17 protein-coding genes and 1 pseudogene are annotated in these 20,459 nt (G+C 61.2%); 9 read left to right on the forward strand and 9 right to left on the reverse strand.

Translation table 11 applies throughout. The annotated features are described in order from the left end of the window. Nucleotides 1-2: 2 nt before the first annotated feature. Complete coding sequence (gene glcE / locus SOP97_RS10860) at nt 3-1,061, reverse strand: glycolate oxidase subunit GlcE (RefSeq protein ID WP_274088102.1); 1,059 nt, start codon at nt 1,059-1,061, stop codon at nt 3-5. 5 nt (nt 1,062-1,066) lie between these two features. Next, nucleotides 1,067-2,566, reverse strand: a complete 1,500-nt coding sequence (gene glcD / locus SOP97_RS10865) for a glycolate oxidase subunit GlcD (protein ID WP_274088020.1) — start codon at nt 2,564-2,566, stop codon at nt 1,067-1,069. A 258-nt stretch (nt 2,567-2,824) separates the two neighbouring features. On the opposite strand from glcD, the gene glcC reads away from it, so the two are divergent. The 6 genes from glcC to SOP97_RS10895 all read left to right on the forward strand — a co-directional run bounded on the left by glcC (nt 2,825) and on the right by SOP97_RS10895 (nt 8,869). Continuing rightward, nucleotides 2,825-3,598, forward strand: a complete 774-nt coding sequence (glcC, locus tag SOP97_RS10870) for a transcriptional regulator GlcC (RefSeq protein ID WP_274088021.1) — start codon at nt 2,825-2,827, stop codon at nt 3,596-3,598. A 117-nt stretch (nt 3,599-3,715) separates the two neighbouring features. Next, nucleotides 3,716-4,270 carry a chorismate--pyruvate lyase family protein gene (locus SOP97_RS10875; RefSeq protein WP_274088022.1) on the forward strand — a complete coding sequence of 185 codons (555 nt, stop codon included), beginning with the start codon at nt 3,716-3,718 and terminating at the stop codon, nt 4,268-4,270. Between the two features lie 138 nt (nt 4,271-4,408). Next, nucleotides 4,409-5,305 (forward strand): 4-hydroxybenzoate octaprenyltransferase, encoded by an 897-nt coding sequence (gene ubiA / locus SOP97_RS10880; RefSeq protein WP_274088023.1) that lies wholly within the window; start codon nt 4,409-4,411, stop codon nt 5,303-5,305. 100 nt (nt 5,306-5,405) lie between these two features. Continuing rightward, nucleotides 5,406-6,095, forward strand: a complete 690-nt coding sequence (phoB, locus tag SOP97_RS10885) for a phosphate regulon transcriptional regulator PhoB (protein ID WP_274088024.1) — start codon at nt 5,406-5,408, stop codon at nt 6,093-6,095. 56 nt (nt 6,096-6,151) lie between these two features. Next, the gene (gene phoR, locus SOP97_RS10890; RefSeq protein ID WP_274088025.1) at nt 6,152-7,459 is read left to right on the forward strand and encodes a phosphate regulon sensor histidine kinase PhoR; all 1,308 of its coding nucleotides are present in this window, start codon (nt 6,152-6,154) and stop codon (nt 7,457-7,459) included. A 69-nt stretch (nt 7,460-7,528) separates the two neighbouring features. Continuing rightward, the gene (locus tag SOP97_RS10895) at nt 7,529-8,869 is read left to right on the forward strand and encodes a hemolysin family protein (protein ID WP_274088026.1); all 1,341 of its coding nucleotides are present in this window, start codon (nt 7,529-7,531) and stop codon (nt 8,867-8,869) included. A 126-nt stretch (nt 8,870-8,995) separates the two neighbouring features. Here the strand turns inward: SOP97_RS10895 and SOP97_RS10900 are convergent, their stop codons facing one another. Next, complete coding sequence (locus SOP97_RS10900) at nt 8,996-9,889, reverse strand: peptidoglycan DD-metalloendopeptidase family protein (protein WP_274088027.1); 894 nt, start codon at nt 9,887-9,889, stop codon at nt 8,996-8,998. A gap of 238 nt (nt 9,890-10,127) precedes the next feature. Between SOP97_RS10900 and SOP97_RS10905 the strand changes: the two genes are divergently transcribed. Continuing rightward, nucleotides 10,128-11,621 (forward strand): acetyl-CoA hydrolase/transferase family protein, encoded by a 1,494-nt coding sequence (locus SOP97_RS10905; RefSeq protein ID WP_274088028.1) that lies wholly within the window; start codon nt 10,128-10,130, stop codon nt 11,619-11,621. 59 nt (nt 11,622-11,680) lie between these two features. Here the strand turns inward: SOP97_RS10905 and SOP97_RS10910 are convergent, their stop codons facing one another. From SOP97_RS10910 to pstA, 4 genes are all read right to left on the reverse strand, one after another. After that, complete coding sequence (locus SOP97_RS10910; protein WP_274088029.1) at nt 11,681-12,580, reverse strand: response regulator; 900 nt, start codon at nt 12,578-12,580, stop codon at nt 11,681-11,683. Nucleotides 12,581-12,712: 132 nt separating this feature from the next. After that, a complete protein-coding gene (gene phoU, locus SOP97_RS10915) occupies nt 12,713-13,444 on the reverse strand; it encodes a phosphate signaling complex protein PhoU (RefSeq protein WP_274088030.1) in 732 nt (243 codons plus the stop codon). Between the two features lie 175 nt (nt 13,445-13,619). Then, the gene (gene pstB / locus SOP97_RS10920; protein ID WP_274088031.1) at nt 13,620-14,453 is read right to left on the reverse strand and encodes a phosphate ABC transporter ATP-binding protein PstB; all 834 of its coding nucleotides are present in this window, start codon (nt 14,451-14,453) and stop codon (nt 13,620-13,622) included. A 65-nt stretch (nt 14,454-14,518) separates the two neighbouring features. Next, the gene (pstA, locus tag SOP97_RS20400) at nt 14,519-15,370 is read right to left on the reverse strand and encodes a phosphate ABC transporter permease PstA (protein WP_411912053.1); all 852 of its coding nucleotides are present in this window, start codon (nt 15,368-15,370) and stop codon (nt 14,519-14,521) included. 291 nt (nt 15,371-15,661) lie between these two features. Between pstA and SOP97_RS20405 the strand changes: the two are divergent. Further along, nucleotides 15,662-15,952: pseudogene (locus tag SOP97_RS20405) on the forward strand (hypothetical protein); the annotation flags it as partial. Between the two features lie 258 nt (nt 15,953-16,210). On the opposite strand, the gene SOP97_RS10930 reads toward SOP97_RS20405, so the two are convergent. Together SOP97_RS10930 and SOP97_RS10935 are read right to left on the reverse strand one after the other, a co-directional pair. After that, the gene (locus SOP97_RS10930) at nt 16,211-18,496 is read right to left on the reverse strand and encodes a phosphate ABC transporter permease (RefSeq protein ID WP_322949210.1); all 2,286 of its coding nucleotides are present in this window, start codon (nt 18,494-18,496) and stop codon (nt 16,211-16,213) included. Nucleotides 18,497-18,754: 258 nt separating this feature from the next. Continuing rightward, entirely contained in the window at nt 18,755-19,723 is a 969-nt protein-coding gene (locus SOP97_RS10935; protein WP_274088034.1) for a PstS family phosphate ABC transporter substrate-binding protein, read from the reverse strand. Between the two features lie 306 nt (nt 19,724-20,029). On the opposite strand from SOP97_RS10935, the gene SOP97_RS10940 reads away from it, so the two are divergent. Beyond that, complete coding sequence (locus SOP97_RS10940; RefSeq protein ID WP_090250791.1) at nt 20,030-20,431, forward strand: acyl-CoA thioesterase; 402 nt, start codon at nt 20,030-20,032, stop codon at nt 20,429-20,431. Nucleotides 20,432-20,459: the final 28 nt, after the last annotated feature.

Below are 20,459 nucleotides of genomic sequence, written 5' to 3' on the forward strand. Positions count from 1 at the left end.
GGCTATACCTCGGCATACATGCGGCCAGGATTGAAAATGCCCTGGGGGTCGAGCTGGGTTTTCAGCTGGCGGTGGTAGCGCAGCAACGGCGCGGCCAGCGGCTGGAAGGGGCTGTCGCAGTGACCGGCGGTAAAGCAGGTGGCATGGCCACCGACTGCGGCGACGGTCTGGCGGATCAGCGCCGCATCAGCATCGGATTTCAGCCAGCGCTGTGCGCCGCCCCAATCGATCAACTGCTCGCCAGGCAACGTCAGCACGCCAGTGCTGCTCGGCACCGACAACCGCCACAGCGGCCGTGGATCGGCGAAGAAGCTCAAACGCTGCTCGCGCAGGCCGGCCCAGTAAGCGCTGTCGAGCAGCTCACCACCCAGGCGTTCACGCGCGGCGGCGACTGAGCCTTCCCCGCCTTCCAGGCGCAGATGCAGCGCCCGGCCGTCGTGGCTGGCGGCACTCAGCGGAATCGGCTGCTGGCCCCACTCAGCGAGTTTTTGCAGGGCCAAGGCGGCGTCCATGTCCAGGCGCAGGCTGAGGCACTGGCGCGGCTTGGGCAGCACCTTGAGCGATACTTCGGTGATCACCCCCAGGCAGCCGAAGCTGCCGGCGAGCAAGCGCGACAGGTCGTAGCCGGCGACGTTCTTCATCACCTCGCCACCAAAGCGCAGGTGTTTGCCCATGCCGGTGATCAGGCGCGCACCCAGCACCAGGTCGCGTACCGCGCCGGACCAGGGCCGACGTGGCCCCGACAGGCCGGCGGCAACCATGCCGCCCAGGGTCGCCGCACCGCCGAATTGCGCAGGCTCACAGGTGAGCATCTGCCCGGCCTCGTCGAGTGCTGCTTCCAACTCAGCCAGCGGTGTGCCGGCGCGCGCGGTGATCACCAGCTCGGTCGGGTCGTAGCTGACGATGCCACGGTGGACGCGGGTATCGAGCACTTCGCCCTCAACCTTACGGCCGAGAAACGCCTTGCTGTTGCCGCCCTGAATGCGCAGTGCAGTCGAGCTGTTGAGGCTGTGATTGACTTGTTCCAGCAGCGCCGCACTGGCATCTGCGTCATGCCGCATAACCATTAAAAACGCTCCAGTTCAGGGAAAGGCAACTTGCCGTGGTGCACGTGCATGGAACCGAATTCGGCGCAGCGGTGCAGGGTCGGAATGTTCTTACCGGGGTTGAGCAGGCCGCGTGGATCAAAGGCCGCTTTCACCGCGTGGAACAACGTCAGCTCGTCACTGTTGAACTGGGAGCACATCTGGTTGATCTTCTCGCGGCCCACGCCGTGCTCGCCGGTGATGCTGCCGCCGACCTTGACGCAGAGTTCGAGAATCTTGCCGCCCAAGGTCTCGGCGCGCTCTAGCTCGCCGGGCTGGTTGGCATCAAACAGGATCAGTGGGTGCATGTTACCGTCACCGGCATGGAACACGTTGGCCACCCGCAGACCGAACTCTTCAGAGAGGTCGCTGATGCCCTTGAGCACACCCGGCAGCTCGCGGCGCGGGATGGTGCCATCCATGCAGTAGTAGTCCGGCGACAGGCGTCCCACCGCGGGGAAGGCGTTCTTGCGCCCGGCCCAGAATCGGATGCGCTCCGCCTCGTCGCGGGCCAGGCGCACTTCGGTGGCGCCGGCCTGGGTCAGCACAGCTTCAACGCGCACGCACTCGTCATGCACATCGGCTTCCACGCCATCCAGCTCACACAGCAGAATGGCCTCGGCCTCTACCGGGTAGCCGGCGTGGATAAAGTCTTCAGCGGCGCGAATCGCCAGGTTGTCCATCATTTCCAGGCCGCCGGGGATGATCCCTGCCGCGATGATTTCACCCACCGCGCGACCGGCTTTCTCCACCGAGTCGAAGCTGGCGAGCAACACTTTGGCCACCTGCGGCTTGGGCAGCAGCTTGACCGTCACCTCGGTGATGATGCCGAGCATGCCTTCGGAGCCGGTGAACAGCGCGAGCAGGTCGAAACCCGGTGAATCCAGGGCATCGCTGCCCAGGGTCATGCGCTCACCCTCGACGGTGAGAATCTCCACCTTGAGCAGGTTGTGCACGGTCAGGCCGTATTTAAGGCAGTGCACACCCCCCGCGTTCTCGGCGACGTTGCCGCCGATCGAGCAGGCGATTTGCGAGGACGGGTCCGGTGCGTAGTAGAGGTCATACGGCGCGGCGGCCTGGGAGATGGCCAGGTTGCGCACACCAGGCTGGACACGGGCAAAACGCCCCTCGGGATTCACTTCGAGGATGTGCTTGAAGCGCGCCATCACCAGCAGAATGCCTTGCGACAGCGGCAACGCACCGCCCGACAGACCGGTGCCCGCACCGCGTGCAACCACGGGTACATTGCGTTGGTAGCAGAGTTTGAGCAGCTGCTCGACCTGCTCAATACGCTCAGGCAAGACCACCAGCATCGGCGTGGTGGTATAGGCCGAAAGGCCATCGCATTCGTAGGGTTTGAGGTCTTCTGCGATGTGCAGCACCTCCATATCGGGGAGCTGCTCACGCAATGCAGCCAGCAAAGCTGGCTTATCGACGTTGGGCAGCGGCCCATCGACGCGCTCGTCGTACAGAATACTCATGGCAGGCGTTCTCGCGTGACGTTGTCTTTTGTTTGCGCGCAGCACCGGTAGCGACCCGGTCTGCTTGTTGTGCACTAGTTGTAGAGGCCTGCACGCCCAACGTCTATCGTTCAACACGCTGGTATGACCAGTTTCTTAAGTTCGCAGCCGAGCTAAAACTGCCTAATAGGCTTACATATAGGGCGCTTTACACCTATATTGAGACGCACAGGGTTGACCCGAACCAACTGGTACTACCAGTTACTAGAGGCGCTTAGCATGCTCGAAAAGACACCTGATATTCGCCGCCAGGTCAGTGATGTGGTCGCTGAACGCATCGAGCGGTTGATCGTCGATGGCGTGCTCAAGGTCGGCCAAGCGCTGCCTTCGGAGCGCCGCCTGTGCGAGAAACTGGGGATCTCCCGTTCCGCCCTGCGCGAAGGGCTCAAGGTGCTGCGCGGTCGCGGCATCATCGAGACCGCGCAGGGCCGCGACTCGCGGGTGGCCACGCTAAACGGCCCCCGCGACGCCAGCCCGCTGATGCACCTGTTCAACTCACAGCCGCGTACCCTCTTCGACCTGCTTGAAGTGCGCGCCCTGCTCGAAGCCGAGTCGGCGCGACTGGCCGCCTTGCGCGGCACCGAGGCGGATTTCGTCCTGCTCACCCGGCGCTATGAAGAAATGCTCGCCGCCCACAGCCAGGCCGTGCCGGTCGATCCGCGCGAGCATGCGCGCCTCGACCACGCCTTCCACCTGGCGGTTTGCGAGGCGTCACACAACCCGGTGTTGCTGCACACGCTGCAATCGTTGACCGACTTGATGCTCAGCACGGTGTTTGCCTCGGTTAACAACCTCTACCACCGGCCCATGCAGAAACGCCAAATCGACCGCCAGCACACACGGCTCTACCAGGCGGTGATCGAGCGTCTGCCCGAACAAGCGCAGCGCGCGGCACGCGAGCACATTCACAGCATTCGCGACAACCTCAAGGAGATTGAAGAAGAAGAACAACGCCTGGTTCGAGCGACCATGCGCCTTGAAGGCTGGGCGTAGGAGCCGGCTCCAACAACCCCGCCAGCGCCATCAAGCCAAGCCGCTGATGACGGCCCTCTGGATGATCACTGGCATTTGCTACACTCGCGCGCTTTGATTTGTGGTGACTTCCCTACCGTGCCCGATGCCTCTCTCGCTTTTCCGCCGCACTGGCTCACCGCCAGCCAATTGCAACCGACCCCGGCGGCGGGCGTTTACGGCTGGCTGTTCGTCAACCAGGACTCACTCACCCAGCGCCTGGTCGAACTGTCGGCCAAACACTTCAGCGTCTTGCCGCTGAACGAAGGCTGGCAGACCCTGCGCAGTGATGAATGCGCCGCCTTGAATGTTGCAGAAGGCAGCCAAGGCTGGGTGCGCGAGGTGTTTCTGCGCGGCCACCAACAGCCGTGGGTGTTTGCCCGCAGCGTGGCCGCGCGCCGCGCGCTGGAAGATTCCGGGATGGGCCTCGACCAGCTTGGCAGCCGCTCCCTCGGCGAGTTGCTGTTCAGCGACCGCGCCTTCGCCCGCGGACCGCTGCAAGCCTGCCACTACCCGGCCGCCTGGTTGCCGCAGCAGGTGCGCGAAGAAAACCTATGGGCGCGCCGCTCGTGCTTTAGCCGTGGCGCGCTGAACGTGCTGGTGGCCGAGGTGTTCTTGCCGGCCTTCTGGGCGGCAGCAGCCATCGAGCCGTAGGATCGATGGGGCCGCCTAGGTCGGGCCGCAGGCGTAAACTATCAATAAACAGCGTCAGCCCTCCTACAGCTCAACCCTGGCCCCATCCCGCGCGCCGACTCCGTATAATCCGCCGCAACCCGCACGGAGACGCGCTCGATGTATACCCAGTTGCTGCACTCACTCAACCGCCTGCACCCACGCGCCTGGGACTTTATCCAGCTAATGCGCCTGGAAAAACCCATCGGCATGTACCTGCTGCTGTGGCCAACGCTGTGGGCACTCTGGGTAGCGGCTGAAGGTGTGCCGAGCGCAAAAAACCTGGTTATTTTCATCGCCGGTGTATTCCTTATGCGCGCCGCCGGCTGCGTGATCAACGACTACGCCGACCGCAACTTCGACGGCCATGTCAGCCGTACCCAGGCGCGGCCCCTGGCCAGTGGCAAGGTCAAACCGCGCGAGGCGCTGATCCTCTTCGTCGTCCTGGTGGCGGCCAGCTTTGTTTTGGTGCTGTTTACCAATGCCACCACCATCTGGCTGTCGTTTGGCGGCCTGGCACTGGCGGCCTGCTACCCCTTTATGAAGCGCTACACCTTCTATCCACAGGTGGTATTGGGGGCGGCGTTTTCCTGGGGCATGCCGATGGCGTTCAGCGCGGTGACTGGGGAGATGCCGCCGCCCGAGGCCTGGCTGTTGTACATCGCCAACCTGCTGTGGACGGTGGCCTATGACACCTACTACGCCATGGCCGACCGCGAAGACGACCTGAAAATTGGGGTGAAATCCACCGCCATTCTGTTCGGCGATGCCGACCGTTTGATCATCCTCACCCTGCAAGGCCTGGCGCTGCTTTGCCTGCTCTTGGCGGCGGCGCGCTTTGAGCTGGGGCTGTACTTCCATATCGGTTTAGTGGTGGCGGCGGGCTGCTTTGCCTGGCAATTCCACGTGACCCGCAACCGCCAACCCATGGTCTGTTTCAATGCTTTTTTGCATAACCACTGGGCCGGACTGGCGATCTTTCTTGGCCTAGTGCTCGACTACGCCTTGCGCGGCTAGGAGGCGTGTTACAAGGCAGTGCCGCGCGACTGTCATATGGCTGCAATAATTCCGTTATCTAATGCAGGCCATTACAGCGAGATGACTTGAGGTTTGATCCATGGTTGGCAAGAACATCCTGATCGTCGATGACGAAGCACCGATCCGTGAAATGATCGCCGTGGCCCTGGAGATGGCCGGCTACGAGTGCCTGGAAGCGGAGAACACCCAGCAGGCCCACGCAATCATTGTCGACCGCAAGCCCGACCTGATTCTGCTCGACTGGATGTTGCCCGGCACCAGCGGCATCGAGCTGGCGCGGCGGCTCAAGCGCGATGAGCTGACCAACGATATTCCGATCATCATGCTCACCGCCAAGGGCGAAGAGGACAACAAGATCCAGGGCCTGGAAGTCGGTGCAGATGACTACATCACCAAGCCGTTTTCCCCGCGCGAACTGGTCGCGCGCCTGAAAGCCGTGCTGCGCCGCGCCGGCCCCGTTGACAGTGAAGGGCCGATCGAAGTTGGCGGCCTGCTGCTCGACCCAATCAGCCATCGCGTGACCATCGACGGCAAACCGGCGGAAATGGGCCCCACCGAATACCGCTTGCTGCAATTTTTTATGACCCACCAAGAGCGCGCCTACACCCGCGGCCAATTGCTTGATCAGGTGTGGGGCGGCAACGTCTATGTTGAAGAACGCACGGTCGATGTGCACATTCGGCGCCTGCGCAAAGCCCTCGGCGAGGTCTACGAGAATTTGGTGCAGACTGTACGTGGCACGGGTTACCGTTTTTCCACCAAAAGCTAGGCCGCTTTTGCTACTCGCACCTGGCAACCATGGATTGATTGGCGGATGAGTTTGAATTGAATCAAGACTGGCGCGGCTCCCTGATACGTCAATTGTTAGTGCTCGGCGGTGTTTGCCTGCTGCTGGGCTTGATCACCGGCGAATACGCTTGGCCCCTGGTAATCGGCCTGGCCGGCTACCTCGGCTGGCATCTGCAGCAACTGCTGCGTCTGCACAAATGGCTGCGCACCCGCGAGGGGGATGAGGCACCGCCGGAAGGCTACGGCCTGTGGGGCGAGGTACTCGACAGCATTTATCACCTGCAGCGCCGCGACCAGAAAGTCCGCGCACGCTTGCAGGCGGTGATCGACCGCGTGCAGGAGTCCACGGCCGCGCTAAAAGACGCGGTGGTCATGCTCGACCGCGACGGCAACCTGGAGTGGTGGAACATCGCCGCCGAGAAACTCCTGGGCCTGCAAACGCCCCAGGACAGCGGCCAGCAAATCACCAATCTGCTGCGCGACCCGCGCTTTATCGACTATTTCGACAACCACAATTACAACGAGCCGCTGGAGCTGCCTTCGCCGGTGAATAACCACCTGCGCCTGCAATTTCACATCACCCGCTACGGCAACCGCGAGCACCTGATGCTGGTGCGTGATATCACCCGGCTGCATCAGCTGGAGCAAATGCGCAAAGACTTCGTGGCCAACGTTTCCCATGAACTGCGCACCCCGCTCACGGTGATCAGCGGCTATCTGGAAACCCTGTTGGATAACGTCGAAAACGTTAATCCACGCTGGCTGCGCGCCCTGCAACAGATGCAACAGCAAGGCGGGCGCATGCAAAACCTGCTCAACGACCTGCTGTTACTGGCCAAGCTGGAAGCCACCGATTACCCCTCGGATAACCAACCAGTAGCGGTTGACCTGCTGCTGCTGAGCATCAAGAACGATGCCCAGGCGCTGTCCGGCGAGCGCCACCACCGCATCAGCCTGGAGGCAGACCCGCACCTCAAGCTCAAAGGCAGCGAGGCCGAGTTGCGTAGCGCGTTCTCCAACCTGGTGTTCAACGCGGTGAAATACACCCCGGACGAAGGTGAAATCCATGTGCGTTGGTGGAGTGATGAACAGGGCGCGCACCTCAGCGTGCAGGACACCGGCCTGGGCATCGAAGCCAAACACCTGCCGCGCCTGACCGAGCGCTTCTACCGCGTCGACTCCAGCCGCGCCAGCAACACCGGCGGCACCGGCCTGGGCCTGGCCATCGTCAAGCATGTGCTGCTGCGCCACCGCGCCCGCTTGGAGATTGCCAGCCAGCTGGGCAAGGGCAGCACCTTTACCTGCCACTTCCCGCCCTTGCAGATGGTGCGCCGCGGTCAGTAGCCGCGCCCTACTTGCAAAGCCGGCAATCAACCCCCACCTTGTAGCGCTCATCCACTACCCGAACCCTGTATGGACCCCTCCCCGAGTTACACCGCTGCCACTTACTTCGCCGATTTCGGCCTGGTTTTATTTGCCCTGTTTCTGGTCTTGCTCAACGGCTTCTTCGTCGCCGCTGAGTTCGCCATCGTCAAGCTGCGAGCCACCAAGGTCGAAGCCTTGGCCGCCAAGAATGGCTGGCGCGGGCATATCCTGCGCACTGTGCACAACCAGCTCGACGCCTACCTCTCCGCCTGCCAGCTGGGTATTACCCTGGCCTCCCTCGGCCTTGGCTGGGTGGGCGAACCGGCCTTTGCTCACCTGCTCGAACCGCTGCTGGCCGCTATCGGCATCGAGTCGCCGAAGCTGGTGCATGGCATCGCCTTCTTCACCGCGTTCTTTATCATTTCCTACCTGCATATCGTGATTGGCGAACTCGCGCCCAAGTCGTGGGCCATCCGCAAACCCGAGCTGCTGTCGCTGTGGACGGCTGCGCCGCTGTACCTGTTTTACTGGGCGATGTACCCGGCGATCTTCCTGCTTAACGCCAGCGCCAACGCCATCCTGCGCGTGGCCGGTCAGGGCGAGCCAGGGCCGCACCATGAGCACCACTACAGCCGTGATGAACTCAAGCTGATCCTGCATTCCCGACGCGCCAGCGACCCTAACGATCAGGACATGCGCGTTCTCGCCTCGGCCGTCGAACTGGGCGAACTGGAAGTGGTGGACTGGGCCAACTCCCGCGAGGATCTGGTGTCCCTACCGCTAACAGCCGCGCTGGATGAGGTGTTCAGCGTGTTCCGCCGGCACAAGTACAGCCGCTACCCGATCTATGACGACACCAGCGGCGAATTTGTCGGCGTTCTGCACATCAAGGACCTGCTGCTGCACCTGTCCCTGCTGGAAATGCTGCCCTCGGCGCTGAAGCTGGCCGACCTCATGCACCCAATCGAACGTGTCGGCCGGCACATGCCGCTGTCCAACCTGCTGGAGCAGTTTCGTCAGGGCGGCTCGCACTTCGCGCTGGTCGAGGAAGCCGACGGCAAGGTGATCGGCTACCTGACCATGGAAGACGTGCTGGAAGCCCTGGTCGGCGATATTCAGGACGAACACCGCAAGGCCGAACGCGGCATCCTCGCCTACCAACCGGGCAAGCTGCTGGTGCGCGGCGACACGCCGCTGGCCAAGGTCGAGCGCCTACTCGGGGTCGACCTCGACCATGTCGAGGCAGAAACCCTGGCAGGCTTGATCTACGAAACCCTCAAGCGCATGCCTGAAGAAGAGGAAGTGCTGGAAGTCGACGGCCTGCGCATCATCGTGAAAAAGATGAAAGGCCCGAAGGTCGTGCTGGCCAAGGTGCTCAAGCTGGATTGAGGCGCAGATCATGGGTCGCGCGGCATTTAACCGACGCTGCGCGACCTGGCCTTCCGTTAGCGCGCAGAGCCAACGGCAATAAAAACCTGTTTCCACTCGACTATAAGCGGACCGGCAACAGGTTGTTTATTCGCCGCCTACCGCAAAGTTGGGCAGGCTGTTAACCGGTTTGGCGAAGTCGAAGGGGATCGATTCCAGTGCTAATCCGACGTTGCGCTGCACCACGAAGTGCAGGTGCGGGCCGGTGCTGTTGCCGGTGTTGCCGGAGCGCGCGAGCAGGCTGCCAACATTGACTCGGCTGCCCTCGCGCACGACGACCGAACCTTGCATCAAGTGTAGGTAGACGCCCATGGTGCCGTCGTCGTGCAGGATGCGCACATAGTTGCCGGACGGATTATTGCCGCGCCCACTCTGCCGATTCTCGGTTTTCACTACCATTCCGCCGCGCGCCGCGACAATTGGCGTGCCTTCAGGCATGGCGATATCCATGGCGTAACGGCCTTTGGGGGTGAAATGGCTGTACTTACCGTTAGCGCCCTGGGTCAGACGGAACGGTCCGCCGCGCCACGGCAGCGGGTAATGCTGCTGGGTCGGTAACAAGCGCGGATCGCCCATGGCGTAACGCAGCTTGGGGGTATAACGCATGGGTTTGCGGGCATCACGCGGTGCCAGAGTCACCAAGCGAATTTTACTGCGCGGCGGCAGCACCCAACTGATCGGCTCGTCCGGTATACCGGTGATGTTGTCAGTGGCTTGCAGGCGTAACTCGATCTGCACGGGGGCGAACAAGTCGTTGCGCACCAACAGCGTTTCACCGGCTTCGTGTTTCTTGGTTTCCAGCTTTACCTGGTTATCCAGGCGCTCAACCATGCGGTCGCGAAACACAAACACTTGCGCACCGGGCGCGGCCTGGTCGCTGTAAGTGACCACACCGTTGGCATCGGTGTACTTATAAATAGTTAACGCGCTGGCCTGACTGGCAAACAGCAACGCCCAAAGGATCAATAAACGCCCCAACATAACGACTCGATTTTAATTTTTGTACAATGGCAGACCTAACGAGACTAGCAGTCCAGCCTGTTCTCCGCGAGCGTCGCTGAAATGGTCTGTGGCCTAGGCCGCAGAAGCGGCCTTCGGTCTAAGCCGAGGTCCAACTGAAGTGCTCAATCAAGCGCTATACGACCTTAGTCGAACTGGCCTCACGCGGTTCAGCGCCTAAACTCTTGCGCCGCTCTACACCCCCTTCCCGAGGTTCCCCATGTACCGTGATCGCATTCGCCTGCCTGCTTTACTGGGCAAAGTCATGAGTGCTGCCGACGCTGCGGCCCTGATCGAAGACGGCATGACCGTCGGCATGAGCGGTTTCACCCGCGCCGGCGAAGCCAAAGCTGTACCCCGCGCCTTGGCCGAGCGCGCCAAGACCCAACCGCTGCAGATCAGCCTGATGACTGGCGCCAGCCTGGGCAACGACCTCGACAAGCAGCTGACCGAAGCCGGTGTACTGGCGCGGCGCATGCCATTCCAGGTCGATAGCACCCTGCGCAAGGCGATCAACGCCGGCGACGTGATGTTTATCGACCAGCACCTGTCCGATACCGTCGAGCAGATCCGCAATCTGCAACTGAAGAAACCGGACATCGCGGTGATTGAAGCCGTTGCCATCACCGAAGAAGGCCACATCGTGCCGACTACCTCGGTGGGCAACTCCGCCAGTTTCGCGATCTTCGCCGACCGCGTGATCGTCGAGATCAACCTGGCACACAACCCTAATCTGGAAGGGCTGCACGACATCTATATCCCGACCTATCGGCCGACCCGCACGCCTATCCCGCTGGTTCAGACCGATCAGCGCATTGGCAGCGGCGCCATCCCGATCCCGCCGGAGAAGATTGCGGCCATCGTCATCACCAACCAGCCGGACTCCTACTCCACGGTCACCCCGCCGGACAGTGAGACCCAGGGGATTGCCGACCATCTGATCGCCTTCTTCGAGAACGAAGTGCTGCTGGGTCGCCTGCCGAAGAACCTTGGTCCGCTGCAAGCGGGCATCGGTTCGATTGCCAACGCGGTGATGTGCGGCCTGCTCAACTCGCCGTTCGAAGACCTGGTGATGTACTCCGAAGTGCTGCAGGACTCGACCTTTGATCTGATAGACGCGGGCAAGATGCGCTTCGCCTCGGGCTGCTCCATCACCCTTTCGGAGCGCTGCAACGAACGCGTGTTCGGCAACCTGGAGCATTACAAAGACAAGCTGGTCCTACGCCCGCAGGAGATTTCCAACCACCCGGAAATCGTCCGTCGCCTGGGCATCATCGGCGTCAACACGGCGCTGGAGTTCGATATCTACGGCAACGTCAACTCGACTCACGTGGGTGGCAGCAAGATGATGAACGGCATCGGTGGTTCCGGTGACTTTGCCCGCAACGCGCACCTGGCGATCTTCGTCACCAAGTCGATCGCCAAGGGCGGGGCGATTTCCAGCGTGGTGCCGATGGTCAGCCACGTCGACCACACCGAGCATGACGTTGACATCCTGGTCACCGAAATCGGCCTCGCCGACCTGCGCGGTCTGGCGCCGCGCGAACGTGCTCGGGCGGTGATCGACAACTGCGTCCACCCGGACTTCCGCGCCGAACTGAATGACTACTTCGAGCGCGCCTGTGCCAAAGGCGGCCATACCCCGCATATCCTGCGCGAAGCCATGCAGTGGCATATCAACCTGGAAGAGTGTGGGCGCATGTTGGCGAGCTGAGCAGCACCCCGGAATGCACAACGGCGCCCTAAGGCGCCGTTGTCGTTATGGCGAAGCGCTCAAGCCCCCGGGACGAAGTGCTTCTGTACGGTGCCATGAGCAATCAGCCGCGAGAGGTAATCGAGCTTCTGCGGGTCGCGGTCGACAAACTTGAAGGTCAGCTGTAGCCACTCACTGTCTGGCTTTGGCTCAAATGCAGCGACCGCATGTAAATAACCGTTGAGCCGGGCAGTTTCCGCCGCTTCGCCCTGCTCCAGATCGAGCACCGCGCTTTCCAATACCTGCGGCAGTACCTCGGTGCGCTTCACCACCAGCAGGGCCTCTTTAAGGCTAAGCGCCTTGATCACGCAACTCATGGTGCCGCTCGGCAAGCGCAACTGGCCCTGACCACGGCCACTGCTCGCGCTTGGCGCTGCGGTTTTACTGGCTGCCGGCGTGGGCACAGCTTGGGCGGCGGGGGCTGACGCAGGCTTGGGCGCATCGGCCTTGCCCCCTGTCAGAGCCGATAGAGAGTCGTTGGCGTAAGCGCCAGTACTGAGCATTTTCGGCGGTGCGCTGGCGGCAAGTGCTTGCAGTTTACCGGCGCGGCTCAGGGCCTTTTTTACCTTGGTGATCAGCTGTTCGTTGGAAAATGGCTTGCCGATAAAGTCAGAGACACCAGCCTGAATCGCCTGCACGACATTTTCCTTATCGCCACGGCTGGTGACCATGATAAACGGGACGATTTTCAGGCTGTCTTGTTCGCGGCACCAACTGAGCAGTTCCAGGCCGGACATTTCCGGCATTTCCCAGTCGCAGAGAATCAGGTCTACCGGCTTGCGTGTCAGCATTTGCAGGGCTTTGCGCCCGTTAATGGCTTCCTCGATCTGGATGCCAGGGAAGTGGTCGCGCAACCCCTTTTTCACCAGATCACGGATAAAAGTTGCGTCGTCCACTACCAGCACACTGACTTTGCTCATCGGCCACTCCCATTCTGATGCCTTTAAGCATAGTCATGGCAACTGGCCAAAGGCCAACCCAAATACAACTAATGTCGCACCAACTTGGATTGTTCAGCGCGGGCGCACCCACGCTACCCAGCGCCGCTGCACTCAGTCGTCTTTTTTAGTGCCCTGTACTTCTTCCTTCATCCGCGTCAGGCCGATGTGCTTCACGTCGGTGCCACGTACCAGGTAGATCACCAGTTCGGCGATATTGCGCGCATGGTCGCCGATGCGCTCCAGTGAGCGCAGGGCCCAGATGATGTTGAGCACGCGCGAGATCGAGCGCGGGTCTTCCATCATAAAGGTCACCAGCTCACGCAGCGCGGTCTTGTATTCGCGGTCGACGGTCTTGTCGTACTGCGCCACGGACAGCGCCAGGTCGGCGTCAAAGCGTGCGAAGGCATCCAGCGCCTCGCGCACCATGCGGCGCACCTGATCACCGATATGCCGCACTTCCACATAACCACGCGGGGCCTCGCCTTCTTCGCACAGCAGGATGGCGCGCTTGGCTATCTTGGTTGCTTCGTCGCCGATGCGCTCAAGGTCGATGACTGACTTGGAAATGCTGATGATCAAGCGCAGGTCGGACGCGGCTGGCTGACGACGAGCCAGAATGCGCACGCACTCTTCGTCGATATTGCGCTCCATTTGATTGATCTGATCATCAATCTCACGCACCTGCTGAGCCAGACCGGAGTCGGCATCGATCAGCGCGGTCACCGCGTCGTTCACCTGCTTCTCGACCAGGCCGCCCATGGCCAGCAGATGGCTGCGCACCTCCTCCAGCTCAGCGTTGAACTGTTGGGAAATGTGCTGGGTGAGGTTTTCTTTGTTGATCATGATTCGCTCCGCGAAAGCTGCCGGCTTAGGTGGCCATGGTGCGCACAGCGCACCCTACTAATTTTCAGGTGGATGGACTTTGGCGGAGGGTGCTGGCCAAGGAGGCGGAACGCAGACAGTACATATCAGTACGGCAAGTTCCGCCGACACAGGCCAGCGCACTCCGACATGGCCATCAGCCGTAACGACCGGTGATGTAGTCCTCAGTCTGCTTCTTCGCTGGGTTGGTGAACAACGTATCGGTATCACCGAACTCGATCAGCTTGCCCATGTACATAAACGCCGTGTAGTCCGAGACCCGCGCCGCCTGTTGCATGTTGTGGGTCACGATGACGATGGTGTACTTGGATTTCAGCTCGTAGATCAGCTCTTCGACCTTCAGCGTGGAAATCGGGTCGAGTGCCGAGCACGGCTCATCGAGCAGCAACACTTCCGGCTGAACCGCCACGGTACGGGCGATCACCAGGCGCTGCTGCTGACCACCGGACAGGCCGAGGGCTGAATCGTGCAGGCGGTCCTTAACTTCGTCCCACAACGCCGCGCTTTTCAGCGCCCATTCTACGGCTTCATCGAGCACACGCTTCTGGTTGATGCCCTGAATGCGCAGGCCATACACCACGTTCTCGTAGATGCTCTTGGGAAACGGGTTGGGCTTCTGGAACACCATGCCGACGCGGCGACGCAGCTCGGCGACGTCTTCGCCCTTGCGATAGATGTTCTTGCCGTCGAGGTTGATTTCGCCTTCTACGCGGCAGCCATCGACCAGGTCGTTCATGCGGTTGAAGGTGCGCAGCAGGGTCGACTTACCGCACCCGGACGGACCAATAAACGCCGTTACGCGCTGGTTGGGAATGCTCATTTTGACGTCGAACAACGCCTGTTTGTCGCCGTAAAACAGGTTCAGGCCGGGCACATCGATGGCCACCTGCTCATTGGCCATGCTCAGGCCCTGGCGCTCGCGGCCCAGGGCCGCCATGTCGATACCGTGTGTATGTGCTTCGTGCTGCATGGGATGCTCCCTACGCTAACAATTCGTACCTGCCCGCCCGGCAATGACCGGGCGGGCACAAGTGATTAATGATCCAGCGCTTTGTACTTCTCGCGCAGGTGGTTGCGGATATAAACCGCAGCGAAGTTCAGCACCACGATGACCAGCACCAGCAGCAGCGCGGTGGCGTACACCAGCGGCCGCGCAGCCTCGACGTTGGGGCTCTGGAAGCCGACGTCGTAGATATGGAAGCCCAGGTGCATGATCTTCTGGTCCAGGTGCAGGTACGGGTAGTTACCATCCAACGGCAGGCTCGGCGCCAGCTTGACTACGCCCACCAGCATCAGCGGCGCCACTTCGCCGGCCGCGCGGGCTACGGCGAGGATCAGGCCAGTCATCATCGCCGGGCTAGCCATGGGCAGCACCACACGCCAGAGAGTTTCCACCTTGGTGGCACCGAGGGCGAGCGAGCCTTCACGCACCGCACGCGGAATCCGTGCCAGGCCTTCTTCGGTGGCGACAATCACCACCGGCAACGTGAGAATCGCCAGGGTCAGCGAGGCCCACAGCAGGCCCGGCGTACCGAAGGTCGGCGCCGGGGCCGATTCCGGGAAGAACATGCGATCCAGCGAGCCGCCAAGCACATAGACAAAGAAGCCCAGACCGAACACCCCGTAAACGATGGCCGGAACACCCGCCAGGTTGTTCACCGCAATGCGGATCACCCGGGTCAACGGACCCTGCTTGGCGTATTCACGCAGATAGATGGCTGCGACCACGCCGAACGGGGTGACGATCACGGCCATGATCAGGGTCATCATCACGGTGCCGAAGATAGCCGGGAAGATGCCGCCTTCGGTGTTGGCTTCGCGCGGGTCGTCGCTGACAAATTCCCACAGCTTGGCGAAGTAGAAGCCGAGCTTGTCGCCCGTGCCCATGGCATTCGGCTGGAAGGCCCGCACCACCTTGCCGAGGCTGATAGTCACTTCGCGACCGTCGACGGTTTTCAGCGTGACGCTGTCGCGGTTGAATGCCTGATTAAGGGCAATCAGCTCGGTTTCCAGCACCTTGTACTCGGCATCCCACTGCGCGCGCTCGGCGTCCAGCTCAGCCTGGGCAACATCATCTAGCTTGCCCTGCAGCTCCAGCTTGCGGGTTTGCAGACGAATACGTTCCAGACCGGCGTTGATCCGGCCGATGTCTTTCTTCTCCAGGCGTACCAGGTTCTTGTGCAGCTGCTCGACGCGCTCAAGGCGCTCCTGCAGTGCAGGCCAGCTGGCATCGCCTTCGGCGACCAGTTCGCCGGCTTCCTTGACGTTGACCAGGTAGCCGTAGAAGTTGCCCCACTCGCGGCGCTCCAGCGCCGTAAGGTTTTCCGGGGTGCGCAGGTTGCTCAGCCATTCGCCGACCACCCAGGTGAAGTCCGCGCCATACACGTCACGGTTACCCACCTTGAACAGCTCGCGGGTCATAAACTCGCCGCCTTCAGCCTCCACCGGCAAGCCGGAAGCCGCCAGACGCGCACGCGGCACTTCTTCGATCTGGGTGACCTCGCCAGCCATCACCTTGGCTTGCTGGCCAGGGATCTGGTAGTCGGCCTCAACGATATCCGCCGGCCAAAAGTGGCCAAGGCCGCGCACGGCGATGACCATCATCAGGCCCAGGGTCATGATCACGGCGATCGACACCGCGCCGGCGTTCATCCAGATCCACGGCGTACCGCTCTTGAACCAGGTTTTCAGGTTGTTCTGTTTCACGGACATATACCTTCCCAAGCCTTAGAGCGAGGCGTACTTGACGCGCAGACGCTGGCGCACCAGTTCTGCCAGGGTGTTCATGACAAAGGTGAAGCCGAGCAGCACCAGCGCCGAGAGGAACAACACACGGTAGTGAGTACCACCGACTTCCGACTCGGGCATTTCTACCGCCACGTTGGCGGCCAGGGTGCGCAGACCTTCAAAGATGTTCATGTCCATGATGGCGGTGTTACCGGTGGCCATCAGCACGATCATGGTTTCACCAACGGCGCGACCCATGCCGATCATCACCGCCGAGAAGATGCCAGGGCTCGCAGTGAGGATGACCACGCGGGTCAGGGTCTGCCAGGGCGTGGCACCAAGGGCCAGGGAGCCGAAGGTCAGGCTCTTCGGCACGCTGAACACGGCGTCTTCGGCAATCGAGTAAATAGTCGGGATTACCGCAAAACCCATGGCCAAGCCGACCACCAGGGCGTTGCGCTGGTCGAACGGAATGCCCAGATCATTGCTCAGCCACATGCGCATGTTGCCGTCGAACAGCCAGTTTTCCAGATGCCCACTCATGGCCAGCGAGACATAGCCCACCAGCAGGATCACCGGCACCAGCAGCGCTGATTCCCAGCCATCCGGCACGCTCAGGCGGATCGATTCAGGCAGGCGGCTCCACAGGTAGCCGGCCAACATGATGCCAATCGGGGTAAAGATCAGCAGGCTGAAGATGCCGGGTAGGTGCCCTTCGACATAAGGCGCGAGGAACAGGCCGGCGAAGAAACCGAGAATCACCGTCGGCAACGCTTCCATCAGTTCAATCACCGGCTTGACCTTGCGCCGCAGCGACGGGGCCATGAAATAGGCGGTGTACAGTGCGGCGGCAATGGCCAGCGGAGCAGCCAGGAGCATCGCGTAGAACGCCGCTTTCAGGGTACCGAAGGCCAGCGGCGCGAGGCTTAGCTTGGGTTCGTTGTCGGTGCTGGCAGAGGTCGACTGCCAGACGTGGCCAGGCGCGTCATAGTTCTCGTACCAAACCTTGCCCCACAACGAGCTCCAGGAAATTTCCGGGTGCGGGTTGTCGATGATCAAACGCTGCAGCTGGCCATCGCTCTCCACCAGCAGGCGGTTGGCGCGCGGCGACAGGGCCGCCAGAGCCTGACCTTCGGCTACTGGCTCAACCAGCAGGGTGCGGTGCGCGGTGCTGTGGAAGATACCCAGGTTGCCTTTGGCGTCCAGGGCGAAGAAGCCCTTGCGGCGCTCTTCCGGGAGAGTCTGCACGATCGGACTATCGGCCAGCTGGAAGCTGCGAATAGAGGTCAGTGAGGCCTTGCCATCTTCCTGACGCACCATAAACCACTGGGCGATGCCGCCGCTGCTATCGCCGATCATCAGCGAGATACCACCGAGCAGCGAGGTGGCGTTGCTAACTTCCAGCTTGGCATCAGCGAGCAGCTTGTAGCGGCCGTTGAGACTGTTGCTACGCATGTCGAAGACATCGGCCGTGGCGCGGCCATTGACGACATAAAGCCACAGGTGGCGAGGGTCGATGATCAGCGCCTTGATTGGCTCGGCGATCTGCGGCAGGGTAACGCGCTCTTCGCTGAGGGTTACCTCGCCGGTCATCATGTTTTCTTCACGACCGAGCTTCAGCACATGCAGCTCGGTGCCGGTGGAACCAGTGAGCATCAAGGTACCGCTGTTCAGACTGACGCCCACGTGATCCAGTTCGCGGCCCTGCGGGTCGAGTTCAATTGGCGCTTCGCCGAACGGATACTCGATGCTCGGCGTGATGGTTTGCACATCATTCGGGTAGCTGAGCTTGTAAACATGCTGGAACACCAGCACCTGGCCGTTGGATAGGCCCAGAGCGACGCGGTTGCTGCCGGGCTGGTCCTGGCCGACTGAAGCAATCCGCACATCCGCCGGGATTGGCAGCTGCACGCTGCTCAGCGGCTGCATCTTCTTCGCGTCGAAGAACTGCACCTTACCGCTCTGGTCCAGGCGCATGGCCATCTGGTTCTGCTCTTCCAGGGTCAACAAGAGCGGCGCGGCGGCTTCATTCAGCCAGGCAACCTGCACGGGCTTGCGAGTGTCCAGGCTGGCGCCCTGGAACATTGGCAGCACCACATAGGCCAGGTAGAAGAAGATCAGGGTGATGGCGCCGAGCACGGCCATACCACCGATGGAAACCGCCCAGCGGGCGAAACGATCTTTCAGCGCGCGGATACGGCGCTTACGTTGCAAGGCCGGAGTATTGAAGTCCAGCCCAAGGGATTTGGAGGTGGCGGTCATGGTTTCACTAGCCAAGTCATTCATAGGTAAGAGCGTCTCTGCGCAGCCATGAGCGCGCCATAGTGAGTTCTGTCGCTATACGAGGCGCCAACTCTAACGCCACTGTATGACAGAAAAGTTACAGCGCTTTGACAAAGCAACGCCCACCTGTCGTAAACGAAGGTGGGCGTGCGAATTACTTAATGGTCTGCCATCCCTGGCGATCACCCTTCGGGCCGTCGCTGCGCGACGTTAAAAAGGGTTTGCGACCATTTGTTGGCGTCCTTGCCAGTTAAGCGGTCCTTACAGACCCAGTTCCTTCATGGTTTTCGCCGCCACTTTGCTCGGCAACGGGATGTAGCCGTCTTTTACGACAACGTCCTGGCCTTGCTTGGACAGCACCAGCTTGATGAACTCAGCGTCCAGCGGGCTCAGCGGCTTGTTCGGAGCCTTGTTAACGTAAACATAGAAGAAGCGAGCCAGCGGGAACTTGCCAGCCAGGGCATTTTCTTCGTTGGCGTCAAAAGCTTCGCCGCCTTTCTTCGACAGTGGCACAGTCTTCACGCTGGAAGTCTTGTAGCCGATGCCCGAGTAACCGATGGCGTTGATGGTGCTGGAGATCGACTGCACCACGGAAGCCGAACCTGGCTGCTCGTTGACGTTGGCCTTGAAGTCACCTTTGCACAGGGCTTCTTCTTTGAAGTAACCGTAGGTACCGGATACCGAGTTACGACCGAACAGCTGGATCGGCTTGGTCGCCCACTCGCCAGTCATGCCCACATCGCCCCAGGTTTTGATATCGGTAGCGCCACCGCACAGACGGGTGCTGGAGAAGATGGCGTCAACCTGAGCCATGTCCAGGGACTTGATCGGGTTGTCTTTGTGCACGAAGACCGCCAGGGCATCGATGGCCACCGGTACGGCAGTCGGCTTGTAACCGTACTTTTCTTCGAACGCCTGGATCTCGGCATCCTTCATCGCACGGCTCATCGGACCCATGCTGGCGGTGCCTTCAGTCAACGCAGGTGGCGCGGTAGAGGAGCCGGCAGCCTGAATCTGGATGTTGACGTTCGGGTATTCCTTTTTGAACTCTTCAGCCCACAGCGTCATCAGGTTGGCCAAGGAGTCGGAACCGACGCTGGACAAGTTGCCCGATACGCCGGAAGTCTTGGTGTAGCTCGGCAGAGCCGGGTCGACAGCAGCAACCGCAGTGGCAGTAGCCACGCCAGCGGCGACAAAAGTCATGGCCGCCATCAAACGCTTAAGTTTCATGCCTTACTCCTGAAAAACTAGTGTTGGATTGAACGGGGCCAAGTATCTGTAGGCCGCATGACGACTGTATGTAATCAATATGACAGTTAGATGAACAACACGATGTTTTATCCGCGCCGATGAAAAGACCGGATACCCAATAGCAAAGCGCGATGGTCGCCCTGCGACTGCTGAGTCGTTATACTCGCTGCGCCCGCAGTCCCGCGGGCCTGCGGGCGACCCCGCGATAGCCGCAGAGCCTGACTCGCCGCCACCGCCAAGCCCCGCACCGCGCCAATAACAACAACCGCGCCGTGAGCCTATCTGATGCACGATTTCGAACAGGAAGACCCTATCCCGCAAGGCGACCTGGCTTTGCAAATCACTGCTCTGCCGCGTGAAACCAACGGCTTTGGCGATATCTATGGCGGCTGGCTGGTCTCGCAAATGGACCTGGCCGGCACTGCCATGGCCTGCAAAGTGGCAGGCGGACGCGTGGCCACCGTGGCCATTGACCGCATGGCCTTCCTGGTGCCGGTGGCGGTGGGTGCGCAATTGTCCTTCTATACGCAAACCGTGGAAGTAGGCCGCAGCTCGATCCAGATGCTCGTTGAAGTGTGGAGCGATGACCCGCTGTCCAGTGAATGGCGCAAGGTCACCGAGGCGGTGTTCGTGTTTGTCGCCATCGATGGCAGTGGCCGTACCCGTCCGGTTCCGGCGCGGCGCTGAGCGCAGATGACAAACAAAAACGCCGGCT

Source organism: Pseudomonas spirodelae (assembly GCF_034653255.1).
Classification (GTDB): Bacteria; Pseudomonadota; Gammaproteobacteria; order Pseudomonadales; family Pseudomonadaceae; genus Aquipseudomonas; species Aquipseudomonas spirodelae.